The organism is Streptomyces sp. NPDC005898 (assembly GCF_040629635.1).
GTDB lineage: Bacteria > Actinomycetota > Actinomycetes > Streptomycetales > Streptomycetaceae > Streptomyces.
Genome location: NZ_JBEXWC010000009.1, coordinates 149,021 through 172,657, shown reverse-complemented (window position 1 = coordinate 172,657; position 23,637 = coordinate 149,021). Strand labels below are relative to the sequence as shown.

Here is a 23,637-nt window from a genome sequence, read left to right as displayed (position 1 = left end):
GGTGTGCGGCTACTTGGGGGGTTCCTCCGCCTCGAACTCCGCGAGGAGCGCGTCCAGCGAGTCGTCCGCCCCGTCCGGCTCCTTCGCCTCGACGATGCGTACCGCCAGTTCCTGGAGGGTCAGTTCCTCCAGGAACAGGGTGATCGGTACGTCGATGCCGAGCTCGTCCCGGAGCCGGCCGACCAGGTGGACGGCGGTCAGCGAGTCGCCGCCCGCCGCGAAGTAGGTCGTCCCCGGGGCGAAGCCCGCCGCCCCCTCAGCGGTGGCGCCGGGCATGTCCAGGCCCAGGGCCTCCGCCAGGATGGCGTGGACCGCCCGCAGCAACTCCGCACCCGGGGCGGGGGCCGCGGCGGACACGGCGGATTCGGGTTCCGGGGTCCTGGGCGCCGTCTTCAGCGTCAGCGCGCCGTACCTCTCCCCCGCGAAGGGGTACGTCGGCAGGCTCACCCTGCGGGCACCCTCCGCCGCCTCCGGCCACGCGACCGTCCCGCCCTTGAGCCACAGCTCCCCGAGTTCGCGCAGGCCGGCCGCGTCCGGGCCGTCCTCCTGCTCCGGCCACGGGCGGCCCTCCGCCAGCGCCAGCAGCCGCTGGGCCGCCTCCGCCGCGTCCGCCGCCAGGACGTACGCGCGTACGTCCATGGGGGTACGGGCCGTGCGCAGCGTGTGCGCCGCGTCGGCGAGGGAAGGGGCGTCGGGGGAGCGCAGGGCCGCGGCGAGCCGGGCCGCGAGCGCGGTGAGGGCGGTCTCCGTGCGGGCCGACAGGGGGAGGATCTCGGTCGTGCGGTGCCGGGGGCGCGGGGCCGGGCGGGGGCGCTCCGGGGCCTGTTCCAGGACGACGTGGACGTTCGTACCGCCGATTCCCAGTGAGCTGACTCCCGCGCGGCGCGGGCCGTCGGCGGGGCGGGGCCACGGGGTGGCGCGGTCCACGACGTGGAACGGCGCCTCGGGCAGGTTCAGTTCGGGGTGCGGGCGGGTCAGATTGACCGTGGGGGCCAGCGTCGCGTGCTCCAGCATGAGCGTCGCCTTGATGAGCGAGGCCACGCCCGCGGCCGCGTCCAGGTGGCCTATGTTCGACTTCACCGAGCCGATGCCGATGCCGGTGCCGGTGGCTACTTCTCCGGCTGTGCCGGTGCCTGTGTCTGTTCCCGTCTCCGGTACGGGGGCGAACGCCGCCTTTGCCGCCGCCAGTTCCACGCGGTCGCCCAGTTCCGTCGCCGTGCCGTGTGTCTCCACGTACTGGGCCGCCGACGGGGTGAGGCCCGCCGCCGCCCAGGCCTCGACGATCGCCGCCGTCTGCTGTTCCACGCCGGGGGCGGTGAAGCCGAGCTTCGTGGCGCCGTCGTTGGTCAGGGCGCTGCCGCGCAGGACCGCGCGGATCGGGTCGCCGTCGGCGAGCGCGTCGGACAGGCGGCGCAGGACGACGACGCCCACGCCGCTGCCCGGCACCGTGCCGGCCGCCCGTTCGTCGAAGGGGCGGCAGCGGCCGTCGGGCGAGAAGATGCCGCCCTCGTAGTGGACGTACCCCTGTCTGCGGACGGTGTCGACGCTGACGCCGCCCGCGAGCGCGGTGTCGCACTCGCCGAGGAGCAGCGCCTGGGCGGCGAGGTGCACGGCGCTCAGGGAGGTCGAGCAGGCCGTCTGCACGGTCAGGCTCGGGCCTTCGAGGCCGAGGCGGTAGGAGATCCAGGGGGCGAGGAACTCGCGGTCGGTCAGGATGCGGATCTGCATCGCGCCGATGGACGCGGCCAGTTCGCGGTCGGTATGGGCGGCCAGCATGTGCTCGGTCGGGCTGCCGCCGACGTACACCCCCGTGCGGTCCGGGGCGGCGAGCGGGTCGCGCCCGGCGTCCTCCAGGGCGGCCCAGGCGGTCTCCAGGAGGAGCCGGTGCTGGGGGTCCAGGGCGGTGGCCTCGGTGCGGTTGAAGCCGAACAGCTCGGCCTCGAAGCGGTCGGCGTCGGCCAAGTACCCCTTGGTGGGCACGTGTTCGGGGCGGCGCAGTTCGGCCGGGTCCGCGCCGTCGGCCAGCAGCTCCGCCTCCGTGAAGTCGGTGAGGGAGCAGACGCCGTCGCGCAGGTTCGCCCAGTACGTGTCCAGGTCGGGGGCGCCGGGGAAGCGGCCGCTCATGCCGACGATCGCGATCGCCGAGTCGGAGACGTCGGTGACGTCGGGGGCGTCAGTGGAGTCAGTGGCGTCGGGGGCGGAATCCGTGCCGGTGGTGGTCTCGGGTGCTGCCGTGCGGTCGGCTTCGGGCACCCGGGTGGAGGCCTGGGGTGTTGGCTCGGTCATCGTGGCGTGCCCTTTCTGGAGCGGAGCCGTTGTGCGGCGGCGTTCTGGCGTGCGCGGCGGTCGCCGCCCCTGCGTTCCGCCGCCGTGACGGTGGGGGCCTCGGTCGCCCTGGTGGGTGCTTCGTCCGGGGCGCCTCGGTGGCGCCGGTCGAGGTGTGCGGCGAGCGCGGCGACGGTGGGGTGGCGGAACAGGTCGACCAGGGTGAGGTCGGCGGTGCCGTCCGATTCCCCGGCCGACGACAGCGCGCGCAGGGCGTCCAGCACGCTCAGGAGCCGCACGGAGTTGCCGCCGAGGTCGAAGAAGTTGTCGTGGACGCCGACCCGTTCGAGGGTCAGCACGCGGGACCACACCTGTGCCACGCGCCGCTCGGTGTCCGTGCGGGCGGCGACGTACGTACGGCTGGACTCGGGCCCCCGCGGCGTCGGATCGGGCAGCTGGGCCCGGTCGATCTTGCCGGAGCGGTTGAGCGGCAGTTCGTCGAGGTGGACGTAGACCTCGGGGAGCATGAAGCCGGGGAGGCGTTCGGCGAGGTGGGCGCGGAGGTCGTCGTCGGCGGGGGTGGCGCCCTCGCGGTGCACGACGTAGGCCACCAGCCGCTGGTAGGGGGCGGGCCCCGGGGTGGCGGGAGCGGGTTCCGGGGTGGGGGTGGGGGTGGCGGTGGCGCGTACGGCGGCCGCCGCTACCGCGACGTCCGGGTGGCCCGCCAACAGGGCCTCGATCTCGCCGAGTTCGATGCGGATGCCGCGGAGTTTGACCTGGGAGTCGGAGCGGCCGAGGTAGTGGAGCCGGCCGTGCGCGTCCACGCGGGCGAGGTCCCCGGTGCGGTACATGCGGGAGCCCGGGGGGCCGTACGGGTCGGCGACGAAGCGTTCGGCGGTCGGGCCGGGGCGGCCGATGTAGCCGCGGGCCAGCGAGGCGCCCGCGATGTAGACCTCGCCGCTCACGCCGGTGGGCACCGTGCGCAGGTGGGCGTCCAGGACGTGGACGCGGGCGCCCGGGACGGGGTGGCCGATCACCACGGGCTCGCCCGGTTCGAGGTCGGCGGTGGTCGCGTAGACGGTGGCCTCGCTCGGGCCGTACGCGTTGACGATCCGGCGGCCGGGTTCACTGAGCCGCTCGACCAGCTCGGCGGGGCAGGCCTCGCCGCCGACGGCGAGCGTCCGCAGGTGCGGCAGGCGCCCCTTGATGTCGGGCAGCAGCATCGCGGCGGACGGCGGCAGGAAGACGTACGTGATGCGGGAGTCCCGCAGTCTGGCGAAGAGCGCGTCGCCGAGGCGTTCGTCGTCGCGCGCGATGTGCAGCTCGGCGCCGGCGACCCAGGGGAAGAACAGGTCGGACACGGCGACGTCGAACCCGAACGACACGAACTGCAGCACGCGGTCATCGGCGGTGACGGGGAACGCGGGGCGCACGGCTCGGGTGAGGTTGAGCAGCGCCCGGTGCTCGACGGCGACACCCTTCGGAACCCCCGTGGAGCCGGAGGTGAACAGGACGTAGGCCAGATCGTCGGCGGTGGGAGCGGGCGCCGGCGGGAGCGCGGGGGCGGGCCCGTTGGCGGCGGGTCGGGGTGCGGGGGCGGGCCCGTTGGCGGCGGGTCGGGGCGCGGGGGCGGCCTCGTCGGCGGGCGGCAGCGACGCGGGGGCGGGCTCGTCAGCGGGAGGCGGGGGCGCGAGTGCGGGCTCGTCGGCAGTCGGCGACAGCGCGGGGGCGGGCTCGTCGGCAGTCGGCGGGGTGTCCGTGCGCAGGCACGGGACCCCGAGCCGCTGCGCGGCGGCCTCCGTCGGGGCCGCCGTCAGGAGCAGGCCCGTGCCGGACGCCGCGACCATGTGCGCGAGGCGGGCGTGCGGGTGCGCCTGGTCAAGGGGGACGTACGCGCCGCCCGCGCGCAGCACCGCGAGCGCCGCGACGCCCATCTCGGGCGAGCGGGGCAGCAGCAGGCCGACCCGGAAGCCGGGGCGCACGCCGGCCGCGCGCAGCCGGGCGGCCAACGCGTCGGCTTCGGCGAGCAGTTCACGGTAGGTCAGCCTGGTGTCGCCGCAGACGAGGGCGGTGGCGTCGGGCCTCGCGGCCGCGACGTCCGCGATCAGGTCGGGCACCAGGCGGTCGGTGGGTGCCGCCTCGGCGGTCCGGTCGGCGGCCGCGAGGGCCGCGCGGCGCTCGTCGGCCGGGACGGCGTCGAGTGCGGGGAGGGGCAGGTCGGGGCGGGCGAGGGCGGCGTCGAGCAGCGTACGGAAGTTGCGCGCCCAGGCGCGGACGGTGGCGGCCTCGAAGAGGTCGCGGCGGTAGATGAAGTGGGCGGCGAGGGCGGGAGCGGCAGCGGCGGGGGTGGCTGTCGGGTCCTCGGGGGGTTCCGCCGCATGGTCGCCCCCCGGGGTCTCCGCAGGCTCCTGCCAGCGTTCGACGTGCAGGTGGAAGTCGAACTTGGCCGTGCGCAGGGCCAGGGGGAGGCGTCCGACCCGGGCGCCCGTCAGCGCGAGGGACAGGTCGGTGTCGTCGTCGTAGGCGAAGACCAGTTGCACGACCGGGTCGTGGCTCGTGTCGCGGGTCGGGGCGAGGGTGTCCACGACGGCCTCGAAGGGCGCGTCCTGATAGGGGCCGCCCGCCAGGAGTTCCGCGCGGATCCGGCCGATCAGCTCGCCGTACGTGGGGTCGCCGGACAGGTCGACGCGCAGCGCCAGGGTGTTGGTCAGCATGCCGACCATCTCCTGGAGTTCGGGCCGGTCGCGCCCCGACACGGGGAAGCCGATGACCAGGTCGTCGCGGCCCGTCAGCCGCCCCAGGAGCGCGGCGTACGCGGCGAACAGCGCCATGAAGGGCGTGGCGCCCCGGGCCCGGGCCACCTCCGCCAGGCGCTCGCGCACCCCGGCGCCGAGCAGGAACCGCTCGCTGCCGCCCGCCGCGGAGCGCACCGCCGGGCGGGGCCGGTCCAGGGGCGGCGAGACCACCTCGGGGGCGCCGCGCAGCCGCCCGGCCCAGTGCGCGACGGCCTCGGCGTAGGCGCCCTCGGCCTGGCGGTCGCGCTGCCAGGCGGCGAAGTCCGGGTACTGGAGCGGGAGTTCGGGGAGGGCGGGACGTACGGGGTGGGCCGGGTGCGCGCCGCGCTCGTTCTCGTACGCCGTCGACAGGTCCCGCAGGATGACGCCCAGGGACCAGCCGTCGCAGACCAGGTGATGGGCCACGAGCAGCACGCGGTGGCTGCCGTCGTCGACGGCGTACACCGTGCAGCGCAGCAGCGGTCCGGTCGCCGGGTCGAAGGGGCGGGCGGCCTCCGCCCGCATCCGGTCGTCCGCCTCGGCCGCCGGTACGTCCCGCACGAGCGTGACGTGCGCGCGGCCCGCGGCGGAGACGATCTGCGCCTGCGTGCCGTCGGCGGCCGTGCGGAAGACGGTGCGCAGGGCCTCGTGCCGGGCCACGACGGCGTCCAGCGCGCGGGCGAGCGCGTCGGCGTCGAAGTCGCCGTGCACGGCGAAGGCGGCGGGGACGTTGTACTGGGGGGTGCCGGGGTCCAGCCGGTCCAGGACCAGGAGGCGGGCCTGGGCGTCGGAGACGGGGAACTCGTACTCCTCCGGGGCGGCCGCCGGGGGTGTCTGGGTCGGGGGGTGCGGCTTATTCGGGGGGTGCGGCTGGGTCGCCGGGTGCGGGGCGTCCTCCTGGTCGTGCGGGGTGTCCGCCGGGTGCGGTGCGTCCACTGGGTTCACTCTCCCTGGAAGGGGGTCTGGAGGCCGGCGAGGATCTCTTCGAGCGCCGCGGCGATCCGCGCGGCCGGTTCCGCGTCGAGCACCTCGACGTGGGAGCAGGCCAGTTCGCGCACGTCGACCGAGGCGGCGGCACGGCGCCAGGCCGCGGCCTTCTCCTCGGTGGGGATGGCCTCGGGGTCGCGGGTGGCGGCGAAGAGGGTGACGGGGCCGTCGTACCGGGACGGGACCCAACTCCTGCCGAGCGTCACGTGGTGGGCGATGGCCTCGGTCAGCGCGGCCAGGCGGTGCTCGCCGATGCCGCCCAGCACGGCCTTGCGCTCCCGGACGATGCGCCGGGCCTCCTCGGCCACGACCGCCGGCGCGAGGGGGGTGCGGGCGATCTCGGGGGGCTTGGGCATGGCGTCCACCACGGCGAGCAGCGCGACCTCCTCGCCGTCCGCGCGCAGCCGTACGGCCATCTCGTGGGCGACGGGTCCGCCGAAGGACCTGCCGATCAGGAGGTAGGGGCCGTGCGGCCGGACGGCCCGGACGCGGTCGACGTACTCTCCCGCCAACTCGCGCACACTGGGGGGCATTTGATAGTCCGCGCCCTGGGACAGCGCCGGTGTCTGGAGCGCGTACACCGGGCGGTCCGGGGCGAGGTGGGGCAGCAGGGCCGCGTAGGCCCAGGCCACGCCGAGACCGGGATGCACGCAGAAGAGTGGGAGCCGGTCGCCGCCGCCCGCGCGGAGGGTGAGGAGCGGGTCCAGGCTCCCGGGATCGGCGGGGCCGGGATCGAGGTCGGTGCGGCCGGGGGCGGTGCGGCCGGGGGCGGGGGCCCCGCCTTCGGAGCCGGCGGACGTACGGTCACCGGGTGCGCGCCCGTCGGACGTACGGTCACCGGACACGCGCCCGTCGGACGTACGGTCACCGAACCCACGCCCGTCCGACTCACGGTCACCGGACGACGTACGGTCACCGGAGGCCCACCCGTCGGACGTACCGTCGCCGGACGTACCGTCGCCGGACGCAAGGCCACCCGACACACTCCCGCCGGCCGCACCCCCGTCCAACGCGCCTCCGTCCGACGCACCCCCGCCCAACCCGGCACCGTCCAACCCGGCACCGTCCAGGCGGGCCAGGAGCCGGGCGGGTGTCGGCGCCGCGAAGAGGGTCGCCACGGGGACCCGTGCCCCCCAGGCCTCCTCGATCCGTCCGGCGAGCCGCAGCGCGCTCAGCGAGTGGCCGCCGGACGCGAAGAAGTCGGTGTCCGGGCCGGCCTCGCCGCCCAGCACCTCGCCGAACAGCGCGCACAGCTCCTTCTCGCGGGGCGTACGAGGCACACGAGGCGTACGAGGCACACCTGCCGCCGCTCCCTCCGGAGCCCCGGGCTCGGGCAGCGCGGCACGGTCGGTCTTGCCGTGCGGGGTGAGCGGCACCGCGTCCACGCGGGCCCAGGCGGTGGGCAGCAGGTGCGCGGGGAGCACGCGGGCGGCGTGGGCCCGTACCCGCGTCAGGAGGTCGGCGCCGCCGTCGGGCGCCGGGCCGGGACGGCCGTCCTGGTCCGGCACCACCCACGCCACGAGCCGCTTGCCGCCGCCCGGCGCGGGCCGCGCGGCGACCACCGCGCGGGTCACGCCGGGGCACGTCGCCAGCGCCGCCTCCACCTCCGCCGGTTCGACGCGGAAGCCGCGGATCTTGAGCTGGTCGTCGGCGCGGCCGGCGAACATGAGGGTGCCGTCGGAGTGTCGGCGGGCCAGGTCGCCGGTGCGGTACATGCGGGTGCCCGGGTCACCGTGCGGGTCGGGGACGAAGCGTTCGGCGGTGGCGGCGGGGCGGCCCAGGTATCCGTGGGCGAGACCGGCCCCGGCGATGTACACCTCCCCCACGCAGCCGGTCGGCACGGGGCGCAGAGCGGCGTCGAGGACGTGGACGCGGGTGCCGTCGAGCGGCCGGCCGATCGGCAGCGGGGCGCCCGGGGGGCGGTGGGCCGCGACGGCGGGGCCCGCCACGGGGTGGGCCGTCGCGAAGACCGTCGTCTCCGTGGGGCCGTAGGCGTTGACGACGGTCACCTCGGGGCAGTGTTCCGCGACGCGGCGCACCGCTTCGGGGTCCACGACGTCGCCGCCGGTCCACACCTCGCGCAGCCCGCGCAGCGCGCCCGGCGCGAGCTCCGCGACCGCGCGGAAGAGTTCGGCCGTCAGGAACAGCGCGCTCACGCGCCGCTCGGGCAGCACCCTGGCCAGCAGGGCGGGCGTGGCGGGCTCGTCGGGGCAGACCACGACGGTGCCGCCGTTCAGGAGGGGGACCCACACCTCGTAGGTGGCGGCGTCGAAGGTGTGCGGGCTGTGCAGCAGCACGCGGCGGTGCGGGGCCGCCGGGCCGAACGAACCGACGCCCTCGCCCTCCCCTTCGACGCCGTCCCCGGCCCCATGCCTGTTCCCGTCCCCATGCCTGTGCCCGTCCCCATGCCTGTTCCCGTCCCCGGGCCCGGACCCGTTCCGGAAGGACCCGTCGGCGGCCAGTTCGGTGAGGGCCCGCTGGGGGATCACGACACCCTTGGGCTCGCCGCTCGACCCGGACGTGTACATCACGCACGCGGCCGCGTCGGGGCGCGCCGCCGGGAGGCTCCCTTCGGACTCCGGTGTCTGCCCGTGTACGTCCATCCGGCGCACCTGCGCGGGCAGCTCGACGGACGGCTCCCCCGCCGTCAGCACCAGCCCGGCCGACGCCGCGGCCAGCAGCCGCGCGAGCCTCTCGGCGGGCTGCGCCGGGTCCAGGGGCAGCCAGCACGCCCCCGCCTTGAGCACGGCGAGCTGCGCCACGATCAGGGCCGGCGAGCGGCGCAGGAGCAGGGCCACCGTGGCGCCGGGCGTCACGCCCGCCGCGACGAGGCGGCGGGCCAGGCGGTCCGATTCCGTGGCGAGGCGCCCGTAGGTGAGGACGTCGTCGCCGCTCTCCACGGCGGGCGCGTCCGGCGTACGGGCCGCTTGCGCGGCGAACCGGTCCGGCACGGTCGCGGGCCCGGCCGCCACTGCCGCCCGCGCTCCGGCGGACGCGGCGAGCAGCCGGGCGCGCTCCTCGTCGGGGAGTACGTCGATCCGGTCCACCGGCGTGGCGGGGTCGCCCGCGAGCTGCTCGAAGGCGCGTGCGAGGCGGGCCGCGACGGCCGCCGCGGAGATGCCGTGCCGGCAGGTCACGGCGAGGAGCATCCGCTCCCCCGCGACGACGGCGAGGGTCACGGGGTAGTGCGTGGCGTCCCGTACGTCCGTCACGCGGACCGTGTCCGGGCCCTCGTCGTCTTCGGCCCGATCGGCCCCGCGCGGGAAGTTCTCGAAGGCGAGGACGGAGTCGAACAGCTCCCCCGGCCGGGCCTCATGCCCGCCACTCCCGCCCCCGCCCCCGTTCTCAGCCTGGGTCTGTGCTTGGGCCTGTGCCTGGGCCTCGGTCGCCAGCCGTTGTACGTCCATGAGCCGCACGTGGTGGTACGGGGCGAGGCGCCACTGCTCGTCCTGGACGCGGGTGAGCAGCTGTCCGACGGTCTCGCCGTCGCACAGCCGCACCCTGACGGGGAGCGTGTTGATGAACAGGCCCACCATCTCCCCGGCCCCGGGAAGGTCGTGCGGGCGGCCCGAGACGACGCCGCCGAAGACCAGGTCGCGGCCGCCGGTCATCCGGGCGAGCACCAGGGCCCAGGCGGCCTGGGTCAGGGTGTTGAGGGTGACGCCCGTCTCGGCGGCGCGCCGGGTGAGGGCGGCGGTCAGCTCCGCGGTGAGGTGCAGGCGCACCGCGTCGGGCTCGGCCGGTTCGCCGCCGGGGGTGACGGCGCACGTCTCCCCCTCCGGGTCCGGGGGCAGGAGCGGCGCGGGCCGTTCCAGGCCGGCCAGCGCCTCGCGCCAGGCTGCCTCGGCGCGGCCCTTGTCCTGGCGGCTGAGCCACAGCGCGTACTGCCGGTAGGGCACGGGGGGCGGCAGGGCCCGGCCGGTGACCAGGGCCGCGAGGTCGCGTTCGAGGACCGGGACCGACCAGCCGTCGAGCAGGATGTGGTGGAAGGAGAGGACGAGTTCGCTTCCGGTGTCGTGCCGCACGAGCAGGGCGCGCAGGGCGGGCGGGCGCGCCAGGTCGAAGCGGCGGGCGCGGTCCCGCGCCAGCAACTCGGCTGTCTCCGCTGCCACTTCGGCTTCTGCCCGGCCCGTCAGGTCGATCTCCCGCCACGGGACCGCGACCGCGTGCGGGATCACCTGCACGGGGCGTTCGAGGCGTTCGTGGCGGAAGCAGGCGCGCAGGTTGGGGTGGCGTTCCAGGAGGGCGGTGAGCGCGTTCCGTACGGTGTCCGGGGCGATCGCGGGACCGATGCGGAAGCGGGCCTGCACCACGTAGGGGTCGGGGCCCTCGGTGTCCCGTACGGCGTGGAACAGCAGCCCTTCCTGGACCGGGGTGAGCGGCAGTACGTCCGCGATGCGCCCGCTCATCGCCGGTCCTCCGGGTCCGTCGCGGGGCCGGGGCCGGGGCCGGGGAGGTCCGTCGCCCCCGGCAGCTCGCCCGGCACGCCCGAATCACTCGGATCACCCGGATCGCCGAAGTCCTCCGAGTCGCCGAGGTCCCCTAGATCCCCCAGGTCCCCCAGATCCCCTAGATCCCCCAGATCCCCCAGATCCCCCTCCAGCATGGCCAGTTGGTCCATGGAGAGGTCCACCAGCGGGAAGTCCGACGGAGTGGCGCCGATGGGGGCGCCCTCCGCCGTCTCCCTCGTGAACGCGGCGATGCCCTCGCGCCACAGGCGGGCCAGCTCCCGTACGTCCGCCTCCGCGAGGACCTCTTCCGCGTACGAGAACGTCGCTTCGAGGCGCAGTCCGTCGGCGCCCTCCACGGCGAGGGCGTCGATCTCGACCGCGTGGCCGAGCGGCACGGCGTCGGGGGCGCCGTCGAGGAGTGCGCCGCCGGCCGCGTCCCCGGCGGTGAGCCGCCCGAGGTAGTTGAACCGCACGTCGGGGACGGGGAGTTCAGCGAGGACGGGGGCCGTGTCGGGGTTGAGGTGGCGCAGGAGGCCCCAGCCGATGCCGCCGTTCGGCACGGACCGCAGCCGCTCCTTGACGGCCTTGAGCGCCTCGACCGCCGTGCGCGGCCCGGCGTCCGTCCCGACGTCGAGCAGCACCGGGTACTGGGTGGTGAACCAGCCGACCGTCCGGGACACGTCGGCGGGCGCGGACAGGACCTCCCTGCCGTGCCCCTCCAGGTGGACGAGCAGGCCGCTCCCCTCGCCCCGGTGGCGTACGGCGGCCATGGCGAGGGCGGTGAGGAGCACGGCGTCGGGGCCGCAGTTGAAGGCGGCGGGCAAGGTGGTGAGTGCGGCTTCGGTGAGGTCGGCGGGCAGCTCGACGGTGAGGGTCGCGCGGCGGTTCCCGCGTCCGCGCCCCGCGCAGAGGAGGGAGTCCTCCGCCGCCGTCAACTGCTCGACCCACCAGGCCTGTTCGTCGGCGGATCCGGCGCTCACCGCTTCCTCGGCGAGCAGTCCGGCCCACCGGGTGAAGGAGGTGCCGGGGGCCGGCGTCCGGGCGGGGTCCCCGGCGAGCGCGGCGGCCAGTTCGGGGCCAATGATCCGCCACGAGACGCCGTCGACCGCCAGGTGGTGCACGGTCAGGAGCAGGACGCCCCGGTGCTCCGGCCCGGCGTCGAGCCAGACGGCGCGGAGCATCTCGCCGTCCTCGGGGGCGAGGCGGATCTTGCGGGCCAGCTCCCGGGCCTTCGCGAGGGCCTGCGCCGTGTCGGCGACGGCGACGCGTTCGGGGCGGGCCCCCGGCGGGGCCTGTTCGGCGACCTCGATCTCCCGTTCCGGCGCCAGCAGCCGCATCCGCAGCGCCGCGTGCCGCCGGGTGAGGGAGCGCACCGTGGCCTCGACGCGCGCCTGGTCCGTGCCGGGCGGCACGGGGAACGCCATCGACTGGGTGAACGCCCAGGTGTCGCCGCCCTGTTCGAGCCACCAACGCATGACGGGCGTGAGGGGGAAGCGGCCCGTGCCGGTGTCGCCGTCGTCCGGTCCTCCGGCGGCCGAGGCCCGTACGTGGACGGCCAGTTGGGCGGGCGTACGCAGGGTGAAGACGTCGCGGGGGGCGAGGGCGAGGCCGGCCGCCGACGCCTGTCCGGCGAGCTGGATGGCCATGATGCTGTCGCCGCCGAGCCGGAAGAAGTCGTCGTCGGCGCCGATGTCCGCGACGCCGAGGACGCCCGCGAAGAGGTCGCACAGCTCCTTCTCGCGGGCGGAGGCGGGTGCGCGCGTGGCGGTGGTGGCCCGGGGGGCGGGCAGGGCGGCCCGGTCGAGCTTGCCGCTGCGGGTCAGGGGCAGTTCGGGCAGCTGGACGACGTCGGCGGGCACCATGTGCGCGGGCAGCAGGCCGGCGGCGTGCGCGAGGAGTGCGTTCGGGTCCAGGGTGTGGCCGGGGGCGGGGACCGCGTAGCCGACGAGCTGCGGTCCGCCGCGGCCGTCCTCGCGTACGACCGCGACCGCGCGCGCCACCGAGGGGTGCCCGGTGAGGGCGGCGGCGACCTCGCCCGGCTCGATGCGCAGACCGCGCAGCTTGACCTGTTCGTCGGTGCGGCCGAGGTAGTGCAGGGTGCCGTCGTCGGCGCGGAACGCGAGGTCGCCGGTGCGGTACATGCGGGACCCGGGGGCGCCGTAGGGGTCGGCGACGAAGCGCTCGGCGGTGGCCGCGGGCCGGTTCAGGTAGCCGCGGGCCAGTCCCGCCGAGGAGAGGTACAGCTCCCCCGCGACGCCGACGGGCACCGGCCGCAGCCGGTCGTCCAGGACGTACGCGGCGGTGCCCGCGACCGGGGTGCCGATGGGCGGGGCGGTGCCGTCGCCCGCCAGGGGGCCGGTCAGGGTGGCGGCGACGGTGGCCTCGGTGGGGCCGTACGCGTTGTGGAAGCGGCTCCCGGCGACGGCCCAGCGGGCCACGAGCGAGGGCGGGCAGGCCTCGGCGCCGACGGCGAGGGAGCGCAGCGCCGGGTAGGGGCCCTCGGGGACGGTCGCGAGGACGGACGGCGGGATCATCGCGCAGGAGATCCGCCGCTCGGCGAGGACCCGGCCGAGGCGGTCCCCGGCGAGGGGTCCCGGCGGCGGCACGACGAGGGTGGCGCCGGGCCCGAAGGCCATGCACATCTCGGCGACGGAGATGTCGAACGCCGGTGAGCCGAGCTGGAGGACGCGGGCGCCGGCGTCCAGCGCGAAGCGGTCCACGAGGCTGTGGGCGAGCGCGGCGAGGCCGGCGTGCGGGACGACGACGCCCTTGGGGGTGCCGGTGGAGCCGGAGGTGTGGATGACGTAGGCGGCGTGGGCCGGGTCCAGGGGCGCGGGCGGCAGGGGCGCGCCCGTGTACGCGTCGTCGTCCAGGACGATCCGGGGCAGGCCGGTGTCCGGCAGGACCCCGGCGGCGGCGGTGCGCGCGTCGGTGACCAGGAGCGCGGGCGCGGCGTCGGCGAGGGCGGCCCGGACGCGCTCGGGCGGGTAGTCGGGGTCGACCGGCAGATGGGCGGCGCCGGCCCGCTGCACGGCGAGTGCGGCGACCGGGAAGTCCGCGCCGCGGCCCAGAGCGAGCGCGACGACGCGTCCCGGGCCCGCTCCGTGCCGGGCGATCAGGCCCGCCAACCGGTCGACGCGGTCGGCCAGTTCGGCGTAGGTCAGGCGCAGTCCGTCGGCTTCGAGGGCGGGCGCGTCGGGGGTGCGGGCGGCGTGCCGGGCGACGGTGTCCGGCAGCGGTTCGGGGGCGGGCGCGGCCGGGCCCCGCGCCAGGGCGAGCAGGCGGTCGCGCTCGGCGCCGGGGACCACGTCGAGGTCGCGCAGGAGCGCGGTCGGGTCGGCGGTGACCTGCTTCAGGAGGGTGAGGTAGCTGTCCGCCCAGCGGGTGACGGCCGCGGGCGAGAACAGGTCGGTGCGGACCTCGAAGCTGCCGTCCATGCCGTCGCCGTTGTCCCGCACGACGCCCACGAGGTCGTGTTCGCCGCCGGTGTGGATGCGCTCGGGCTCGGCGAACTCCCGTACGGCGGAGACGCTCGGCTGCTCCGTCAGGTGCATGAACACCCACTGGAACAGCGGGGAGCGGCCCGCGCTGCGCTCGGGGGCGGCGGCCGAGACGATGCGGCCCACCGGCAGGTCGGCGCCCGCCATGAGGGCCGGGAAGTCGGTGCCGAAGCGGGCGAGGACGTCGGTGAAGGAGTCGTCGTCGCCGATGCGCCAGCGGGTCGGCACGGCGTTCATCACGTATCCGATGACCTGCTCCAGGCCCTTGGCCGAGCGGTTGGCGACCGGGGTGCCGATGACCAGGTCGCCGGCGCCGGACACGCGGTGCGCGAGGACCGCGAAGGCCGTCATGAGGACGACGTACACGGACGCGCCGCGCTCGCGGGCCAGCGCGCGGACGGCACGGGTGGTGGGCGCGTCCACGCGGAAGCGGATCTGAACGATGCCGTCCTCGCCGGCGTCCGGTTCCCCGTGGCCCGGCACGGTCAGCGGGCCCGGCGGGTCGGCCAGGTAGCGGCGCCAGAAGTCCAGGCGCGCGTCGAAGACCCCGGCGGCCTCCAGCTCGCCCTGCCAGGAGGCGAAGTCGGCGTACTGGACGGCGGGGCGGGTCAGCTTCGGTTCGGTGCCCTCGCGCACGGCGCGGTACGCCTCGGCGAACTCGCTCTGGAGCACGTCGAAGGACCACCAGTCGGTGATGATGTGGTGCAGGCTCAGCATCAGCGTCGTACGCGTGTCGTCGACGCGCACGAAGCGGCCCCGTATGAGGCGCTCCGCCGTGAGGTCGAAGGGGCGGCGGCGGAAGGCGCGGAAGGCCTCCTCGATGGTGGTGCCCGTGCCACGCAGGTCCTCGCGCTCCAGGACGAAGGGACCCTCGTCGGGGAAGTCGACGCGCGGGGCGTCCGCCGTGCCGAAGATCCGGGTGCGCAGGATGTCGTGGTGGGCCTGGACGAGGGTGAGCGCGGCCTCCAGGTGGGCCGGGTCGACGGGCTCGGCGCCGTCGGCCGGGTCGGTGAAGTGGTAGGCGCAGCAGAGGTTGAGGGCGGGGGTGCCGGGATACAGCGACTCGTACACCCACAGGTCCCGCTGGGCGGGGCTGAGCGGGACGGTCCCGTCGGCGTCGCGGGGCGGCACGACCGAGGGGATCTCCCGGGCGCGGCCGGCCTCGACGAGGCGGCGCATCAGCCGCACGCGCTGCTCGCCGCTGAGCGCGCTGAAGCGGTCGGCCATGGAAGGCTGGTGGGGGGTCACAGTGCGGCCTCTCTCAGCTCGGCGAGGCGGTGCAGCCCCGCGAGTACCTCGTCGTGTCCGATGCCGAAGTCGATGAAGCAGGCCACCTCGTCGCAGCCCAGGTCGCGCAGGTCGGCGAGCATCTTGGCGCAGTGGCCGGGCGAGCCGAGGAGGCTGCCCCAGGTCAGATAGCGCCGGAAGGCGAACTCCGCGAGCATGGCCCTCTGTTCGGCGGTCAGCTCGGCGTCGCCGCGCGCTTCGGCGGCGCGGTTGGCGGCGGTCTGGCGCAGGTACGAGGCGAGGTAGGCCTTGAGGGGCGCGGCGGCCAGGCGCCGCACCTCGGCGTCGTCGGCGCCGACGTAGGTGTGCGCCATCAGCGTCACCCGGCCGTGCGCGTCGGTGCCCGCCTGGTCGGGGGCGGCGGCGCAGGCCGCGCGGTAGCGGGCGACCTTCTCGGCCAGCTCCTCCCGGCTCTGCCCGACGGTCGCGCCGAGCACCCCGGCGCGCAGCCGGCCCGCGCTCTCCCACGTCTCGGGGTTGCCGGAGGTGGTGAGCCACAACGGCAGCCGCTCCTGGACGGGCCGGGGCTGCGGGACGACGCTCACCGGCGTGCCGGTGCCGTCGGGGTAGGCGGCCGCCTCGCCCGCCCACAGCCGCCGCAGTTCCGGGATGGTGCGCAGGGCGCGCTCCCTGCGGTCGGCGTAGTGGTCCGGGGCGAGGGTGAAGTCGGTGGAGTGCCAGCCGGTGGCGACGGAGATCCCGGCGCGGCCGTGCGAGAGGTTGTCGACGACCGCCCAGTCCTCGGCGACCTTCAGCGGGTGGTGCAGGGGCAGTACGACGCTGCCCGCGCGGATGTTGATGCGCTCGGTGGCGACGGCGAGGGCCGCGCTGAGCACGGGCGGGCTGGGAAAGACCTGGCCCACCTGCTGGAAGTGGCGCTCGGGGGTCCAGATGGCGTGGAAGCCGAGGCGGTCGGCGGTGCGGGCGACGGTGAGGATGTCGTCGTACGTCCGCGAATGCGAGGTGGCGGTGGCGGCGCCACCGGCCCGGGCCTCGGTGGCGCGGCCGGACGGGGCCTCGGTGGCGCGGCCGGCGTCGGCGGCACCACCCGCTTCGGCGGCCGTGCCGCTGTCCGCGCCGAAGAACATCACGCTGAGGTCCACGGCCTCTTCTCCTGTTCCCTGCTGAGGTGGCTCTGCTGGTCCTGCTGGCGGGGCACGCGCGGGCGCCGCGGGATGGGGGCGGCGGCGGGACCCGGGGACAGGGGCGCCCGCGCCAGTTCGGCGGCGAGGGCGGCGACGGTGGGCGCGGCGAAGAGCTGCGCGGCCGTCACGGTCCGCGTGTCGGTGGTGAGGCGGGCCGCGACCCGCACGGCGCGCAGCGAGTTGCCGCCGAGGGCGAAGAAGTCGGCGTCCCGCCCGACGTCCGGCACGCCGAGGACGTCGCTCCAGACGGCGGCGACGTCCCGCTCCAACGGAGTACGGGGGCCCGTGTCGCAGGTGCCGGGGCCGGCCGTCGGGGCCGGGGTCACCGCCGTCCTGTCGCTGTCGTCGGCCCGGCGCGGCGGCGCGGCGGCGACGAGTGCCGACAGGCGGGTGTCCGGCGCGGCGGCGGCCGCCTCCAGGGCCTGGGGCAGCGCGTCCGCGAGCCAGGCCACGAAGGGCTCCTCCAGGCAGTCCGCGCGGTACTCGAAGGTGAGGGTCAGCCCCTCGGGCGCCCCGTCGGGCCCGGTGGCGTCGGTGACGTCGACGAGCAGCTCGAAGCGGGCCGCACCGGTGCCCACCACCTCGACGCCCGCGTCGGCGCCGGGCAGGGCCACCTCGGCGCGCGCGTTGTTCTGCAGGGCGAGGACGACGTCGGTGAAGGGCTGGCGGCCCGGCGGGCGCGGCGGGTTGAGCGCTCCCACGACGTGTTCGAACGGCACGTCCTGGTGGGCGAAGGCGGCCAGGTCGGCGTCCCGGACGCGGGCGAGGAACTGCCGTGCGGTGGGGTCGCCGGACACGTCGGTGCGCAGCACGAGCATGTTCACGAAGAACCCGACGGCGTCCTCGACGCCGCCGTCCCCGGCGCGGCCCGCCACGGGCGCCCCGATCGCGAGGTCCTCGCCCGCGCCGGCCCGGGTGAGGACGGCGGCGAGCGCGGCGTGCAGCGCCATGAAGAGGGTGGCGCCCTCGGCGCGGGCGGCGGCGACGAGGCGGGCGTGGGCGGCGGCGTCGAGGCGGCGCACCACGGTCGCGGCGGCGGGCCCCGGCACGGCGGGCCGGTCCGCGCGCCGGGGAAGCAGCGGCCCCTCGACGCCGATACCGCGCAACGCCTGCCGCCAGTAGGCCAGTTGGCGGGCCGAGACGGACGCCGGGTCGGTGGTCCGGCCGAGGCGTTCGGTCCGGCGGCGGGCGTGTTCGGCGTAGGGGACGGGCAGGGGCGGCAGCGTGGTGTCGACGGCTCCCGCGGTTCTCGCGGCGTACGCGCGGGAGAGGTCGCGGAAGAGGGGCGCGAGGGACCAGCCGTCCCCGGCGATGTGGTGGACCAGGACGAGCAGGGCGTGCTCGCCGGGCCGCTCCCGGACGCCGAACAGCGTGGCGCGCACCGGCAGTTCGGCACTGAGGTCGAAGCGGTGGCGGGCGGCCGTCTCGATCGCCCGCGTCAGCTCCGCCTCGGGGACGGTGGCGTGGCGGAACGGCGGCCGGGCCGCGACGCCGTCCAACACGCGCCGCACGGGAGCGCCGTCCACCTCGTCGAAGAGGGTGCGGAGCACGTCGTGCCGGGTGACGACGTCCCCGAGGGCAGCCGCCAGGGCGTCCGGGTCGACCGGGCCGCGCAGCCGCACCAGCATCGGCAGGTTGTACGCGACGCCCGCGCCGAGCCGGTCGAGGAACCACAGCCGGTGCTGGGCGTCGGAGACGGGCAGCGGTGCGCCGCCACCGGTCGGCGAAGGGGCTTGCGGTGGGCGGGACTTGGCGGCGGCGTCGACGTGCGGTGCCAGGGCCGCCGGGGTGGGCGAGCGGAAGAGCGTACGCAGGTCGAGTTCGGCGCCGAGCCGCGCGTGGACGCGGCCGAGCAGCCGCGCGGCCAGCAGGGAGTGGCCGCCCCGGCCGAAGAAGTCCTCGTCCGGCCCGATGGCGGCGACGCCGAGGACGCCGGCGAAGAGGCCGCACAGCGTACGTACGGTCTCGCTCGGGGCGTCACCGGCGCCGCGGCCCACCCCGGGCTCCCGACCACCCGGGCCGCCGGCACCTGTCCCGATCCCGGCGTCACCGACGCCCGGTCCGCTTCCAGTGCCCTCGGGCGCCTCCCCGCCAGCGCCCGCCTTCTGCGGCGCGGGGGCCGGGGTGCGGGGCGGCTGGGGCAGCGCCGCGCGGTCCAGTTTGCCGTTGGGCGTCAGCGGCAGCGCGGCCAGCGGGACGAAGAGCGCGGGCACCAGGAAGTCGGCCAGCTCGCGCTCGGCGTACGCGCGCAACTCGGCCTCGGTGGGCGCCTCTTCGGTCCGGCCGCTCGCCACGACGTACGCGACGAGCTGCCGCTCGCCGTCCGCCGGCGCGGGGGCGGCGACCACGGCGGCACGGTCGACCCCGGGGTGGCGGGCCAGGGCGGCCTCGACCTCGCCGGGCTCCACCCGGAAGCCGCGGATCTTCACCTGGCCGTCGGCCCGGCCCCGGTACTCGAAGGTTCCGTCGGGCCGCCGGCACGCCAGGTCGCCGGTGCGGTACATCCGCTCGCCCCCGGCGCCGGCCGCGGGCGGCGCGGCGACGAACCGCTCCGCCGTCGGCGCCGGGTCGCAGTAGCCGCGCGCGAGCCCCGCCCCGGCGGCGTACAGCTCGCCGGTGACGCCGTCGGCGACCGGCCGCAGCCGCTCGTCGAGGACGTACAGGCGCTTGCCGGCCAGCGGTGCGCCGATCGGCACCGGGCGGCCCTCGCGCACGTCGTGCGGGGCGATGCGGTGGACGGTGAGGAAGACCATGCACTCGACGGGGCCGTAGCCGTTGCTGATCCGCAGACCGGGCGCGCGCTCCAGGGCGCGGGCGACGTGCGGGGGCGACAACGCCTCGCCGCCGACGATCAGTTCGCGCAGCCCGGCGAGCGCGCGGGGGTACTCGTCGACGATCACGTTGAACAGCGACGCGGACAGATACAGCGAGGTGACGCCGTGCTCGGCGGCGAGCCGGGCGATCACCACCGGGTCGGGGCGGCGCCCCGGGTGCAGTACGCACGTCCCGCCGCCCAGCAGCGGCCCCCACAGCTCCAGCACACACGCGTCCCACGACACGGGCGCGCTCTGCAGCCAGACCGCGCCGGGGCCGAAGGACGCGAAGTCCTGGCCGGTCAGCGTGGCGGTGACGGCACGGTGCGGGGCGACGATGCCCTTGGGCCGGCCGGTCGATCCGGAGGTGAACATCACGCAGGCCACGTCGTCGGGCGCCACCCGCACCGCCCCGCGCGCCAGGGGCGTGGCGTGCGCGGCATCCTCCAGACACAGCACGGGCACGTCCGTGAAGCCCGACACGGGCACGCCCTCGGCGCCCGGCATCGGCAGCGTGTCGGAGACCTCCGGCACCGGCACTCCCCCGGCGCCCACCCCGGGCAACACGCCCTCTACGCCCGACACGGGCACGTCACCGGCGCCCGGCACCGGCAGCACGTCGGATACCTCCGGCACCGGCACGCCCCCGGCGCCCACCCCGGGCAACACGCCCTCCACGCCCGACACGGGCACGTCACCGGTGCCCGGCACCGGCAGCACGTCGGATACCTCCGGCACCGGCACGCCCTCGGCGCCCATGTCCGCCGCGGGCACCGGCACTCCCCCGGCGCCCGGCACGGGCGGCGCATCGGAGATGTCCGGCGCAGGCGTGGCCCACGTCGACCCGCGGCGCGCCAGTACCGCCGTGACGGCCGCGTCCGTCGCCATGGCGCGCAGCCGCGCGGCCGGGAAGCCGGGGTCGAGCATCACGTATCCCGCGCCGGCCTTCAGCGTGCCGAGGACCGCCACGGCCATCTCGGTGGAGCGCTCCAGGTACACCCCGACGGTGTCGCCGCGCACCACTCCGCGCGCCGCGAGCAGGCCCGCCAACCGGTCGGCGCGGGCGTCGAGTTCGGCGTACGTCAGCCGCTCGTCCCCGTGCACGAGCGCGGTCGCGCCCGGCGTCCGCGCCGCCCGCTCCTCGAAGATCTCATGCACGCACCGCGTCATCCTTCTCACCGCCCTGGGCCTCGGTGCCGTCGTCGATGTCCGGCAGCAGTACGTCGATGTCCCTGATCGAGCGGCTCGCCAGCCCCCAGAGCGCGACCGCGAGCCCCGCGACGCCGGCGAGGAAGAGCATCCCGGCCATGCCGCTGCCGGGTGCGTCGCCGAACAGCGGGCCGAGGAGGACGAAGACGCCGCTCCCGTCACCGGCCTGCGGTTCGAAGAGGTGGTCGGCGAGCGGCCCGGAGACCGCCGTGGCGAGCGGGACGGAGATCTGCGACAGGAACATCACGGCGCCGAAGACCCGGCCCTGCCACTCGCGGGGCACCTTGGTCTGCACGATGGCCTGCATGGAGGCGTTGACCAGTGTCATGAGCAGCGCGCCGAGCAGGATGGCCGCGCACCAGCCGGCGACCCCGCCGGCCAGCGCCATGGCGATCTGGGCGGTCAGGCACATGCCGACGATGCCGAGCATCATGCCCCGGCCGCGGTTCTTCGGGCCGCCCCAGGCCGCCATCAGCAGTCCGCCGACGACTCCGCCGACGCCGATCGCGCTGTTCACGGCGGCCAGCGCGCCGTTGCCCGACTTGAGCAGGACCATGGGCTGGATGACGGCGAAGCCGAAGACCATGACGAGGTTGACCGTGCAGAAGTTCACGGTCATGTCGCGCAGGCTCGGCTGCCGGAAGAGGTAGCGCAGGCCCTCCACGGCCTCCGCGACGATCTTCGAGCGGGGCGCTCCGGCGCCCTCGGGGACCTTGTCGTCCCTCATCCGAACGATGCGTACGCCGATGAGGGCGAAGGCGTAGCTCGCGAGGTCGATGACGAGGACGGCGCCGATCCCGGAGACGGCCACCATGATCCCGCCGAGGGCAGGGCCGCAGATCCCGGCGGCACTCTTGGCCCCGGCCAACAGGCCGTTGGCGCGCCCCAATTGGTCCTTGCGCACCAGGAGGGGGACGGCGGCGGTGAGCGCGGGCAGCTGGAAGGCGGAGCTGATGCCGAGAAACACGGTGGCGGGGTAGACCTGCCAGGCCTCCAGGCCGCCGCCGAAGAAGTGCACGAGGGAGAGCAGGCCGACGGTGAGGAATCCGCCCACGTCCGCGATCTGGAGGGCGGAGCGTTTGCGGATGCGGTCGATTATCGCGCCCGCGAACGGGCTGAACAGGGCCTGGGGAAGCAGGGCGCACAGGGACAGCGCGGTGACGGCGGTGGCCTGCTCGCCGGTGGACCAGACCTCGATGATGAAGGCGAATCTGAGAACGGCGCTTCCGACCAGTGAGACGGCCTGTCCCGACCAGACGAGCATCAAGGGGCCGATGCCGCTGAAGCGGCCCGGCCGCCGTATTTCCCCGGCCCCCGCGGCGGGCTTTACCGTCACCTTTTCCGCTGCTTTTTCGCGGCCGGACACGTCAGGAGCCGGATATCAGGCTCGCCGGACGCATGTCCGTCCAGTTCGCCTCCACGTAGGCCAGGCAATCGGCCCGTGAACTCGCCTCTTTCACGAGGGTCCAGCCGGCCGGGATTTCCGTGCCGACGGGCCAAAGAGTGTGCTGGTTCTCGTGGTTCACGAGCACCAGATATTCCGCACCCTCATCCTCAAATGGATTGGTGGCCATATACCTTAAACCCCCCGGAAATCCCAAAGAATCCCATTGTGTCCGCAGGGATCATTGCGCGGAGGATCTAATTCCATCAAGCCATTGTGACATGGATCACAGGTCACAAAAGGCCGGGAGGGTGCGGTTTGCCCGTATTCCGTTGGTGACGTGACGCGGTTCGCACGCGAGGGCGGCGCGCGCGGGCCGCACCGACCGGCGGCCCAGCTTTGCAATTTGCCCTTTCGCGTCAAGTGCGCGGGCGGGCACGCGGCGGGGCCGAATCGACAACCGGAATGCCGGCCGGCCCCCTTTCGCGCCGATTTCGCGCCGCTTCGGCACCGGGTTCAGGCCGAGACTCCGGGTTCAGGCCGAGGCTCCGGGTTCAGGCCGAGGCGCGGCGCTTCGCCGTGGTCTTCTTGGCCGCGGCGGTCTTCTTCTGCGTGGTCTTCTGGGCCGTCTTGCGGGCCGTCGTCTTCTGGGCCGAGGTCTTGGCCGCCGCCCCGCTTCCGGCCGCCTTGCCCTGCGCCTTGCCGTCCGCCTTGCCGGCCGCCGTCTTGGCCGCGGTCGTTTTGCCCGCCGCCGACTTGCCCGCCGTCGACGTGGACTTCGTCGCCCTCTTCTTGGCGGGCGCCTCCTTCTTCTTCGCCGAGGCCGACGTCGACTTCTTGCCGCCGACCTCCTTGGGGGACGCGGCGGACGCGGCGGACGCCGACGACGAGGCCCGCGCCGCGCGGGTGGGCAGCCGGGTGACCTCCGCCTCCGTGTCCTGCTCGGCGGATTCGCCCCGCGCCGTGCGGGCCGCCCGGACGCTGTTCTCCAGGGCCGCCATCAGGTCGATGACCTTGCCGCCGCCCCCGTCGGCGGGGGACGCCTGCTCGGCGGGCACGCCACCCTCGACCTTCGCGGCGATCAGCTCCTCCACCGCCGAGCGGTAGTCGTCGTGGAGGGTGGACATGTCGACCTCGCCGAGCGTGTCCATCAGGGCGTCCGCCAGGTCCAGTTCGGCGTCGCGGACGGTGACCTCGGCCTCGGGCGCCACTCCCTCGGGCTCGCGGATCTCGTCCGGCCACAGCAGCCCGTGCATGGCGATGACGTCGTCGACCACGCGCAGCATGCCGAGCCGCTCCCGCCCCCGCAGCGCGTACTTCGCGATGGCCACCTTCTGGCTCCGCTTGAGCGCCTCGCGCAGCAGCGTGTAGGGCTTGGCGGCGGGGACGCCGTTGGCCGAGAGGTAGTACGCCGCGTCGATCTGGAGCGGGTCGATGCGGTCCTCGGGGACGAACGCGACGATCTCGATCGTCTTCGCCGTCGGAATGGGCAGCGCGGCCAGGTCCTGGTCGGTGATCGGGATGATCGAGCCGTCCGCGTCCTCGTAGCCCTTGCCGATCTCCGCCGAGGTCACCTCGCGGTCCTCCAGCTCGCACACCTTGCGGTAGCGGATGCGCCCGCCGTCCTCCGTGTGGATCTGGCGGAAGGAGATGGAGTGGTTCTCGGTGGCGTTCACGAGCTTGATCGGGATGCTGACCAGGCCGAAGGAGATCGCACCGTTCCAGATGGATCGCACGTCCGGGGCCTCCTCGTTGCCTGCGACCGGCTACCACCGGCGACGACGTCACCTGCGCAATGCCTGCCTCACGGCATTTCAGATGA

9 protein-coding genes are annotated in these 23,637 nt (G+C 75.6%); all 9 read right to left on the bottom strand.

Annotated features, from left to right (window positions below; genetic code table 11):
* Positions 1–9: 9 nt before the first annotated feature.
* A complete protein-coding gene (locus tag ABZ385_RS15385) occupies positions 10–2,286 on the bottom strand; it encodes a beta-ketoacyl synthase N-terminal-like domain-containing protein (RefSeq protein WP_358911679.1) in 2,277 nt (758 codons plus the stop codon).
* A complete protein-coding gene (locus ABZ385_RS15380) occupies positions 2,283–5,975 on the bottom strand; it encodes an amino acid adenylation domain-containing protein (RefSeq protein ID WP_358911678.1) in 3,693 nt (1,230 codons plus the stop codon). The genes ABZ385_RS15385 and ABZ385_RS15380 overlap by 4 nt, the downstream gene beginning before the upstream one ends.
* A gap of 5 nt (positions 5,976–5,980) precedes the next feature.
* Complete coding sequence (locus ABZ385_RS15375) at positions 5,981–10,435, bottom strand: AMP-binding protein (RefSeq protein WP_358911676.1); 4,455 nt, start codon at positions 10,433–10,435, stop codon at positions 5,981–5,983.
* Positions 10,432–15,204, bottom strand: a complete 4,773-nt coding sequence (locus tag ABZ385_RS15370) for an amino acid adenylation domain-containing protein (RefSeq protein ID WP_358911675.1) — start codon at positions 15,202–15,204, stop codon at positions 10,432–10,434. Before ABZ385_RS15370 ends, ABZ385_RS15375 begins: the two co-directional genes overlap by 4 nt.
* 17 nt (positions 15,205–15,221) lie before the next feature.
* A complete protein-coding gene (locus tag ABZ385_RS15365; protein WP_358911673.1) occupies positions 15,222–16,367 on the bottom strand; it encodes a MupA/Atu3671 family FMN-dependent luciferase-like monooxygenase in 1,146 nt (381 codons plus the stop codon).
* On the bottom strand, positions 16,352–20,380 hold the full coding sequence (locus ABZ385_RS15360) for an AMP-binding protein (RefSeq protein WP_358911671.1): 4,029 nt from the start codon (positions 20,378–20,380) through the stop codon (positions 16,352–16,354). Before ABZ385_RS15360 ends, ABZ385_RS15365 begins: the two co-directional genes overlap by 16 nt.
* Complete coding sequence (locus tag ABZ385_RS15355) at positions 20,373–21,767, bottom strand: MFS transporter (protein WP_358911669.1); 1,395 nt, start codon at positions 21,765–21,767, stop codon at positions 20,373–20,375. The genes ABZ385_RS15360 and ABZ385_RS15355 overlap by 8 nt, the downstream gene beginning before the upstream one ends.
* A 31-nt stretch (positions 21,768–21,798) precedes the next feature.
* The gene (locus tag ABZ385_RS15350; RefSeq protein ID WP_358590007.1) at positions 21,799–22,005 is read right to left on the bottom strand and encodes an MbtH family NRPS accessory protein; all 207 of its coding nucleotides are present in this window, start codon (positions 22,003–22,005) and stop codon (positions 21,799–21,801) included.
* Between the two features lie 364 nt (positions 22,006–22,369).
* Entirely contained in the window at positions 22,370–23,551 is a 1,182-nt protein-coding gene (locus ABZ385_RS15345; protein ID WP_358911667.1) for a Ku protein, read from the bottom strand.
* Between the last annotated feature and the right edge of the window lie 86 nt (positions 23,552–23,637).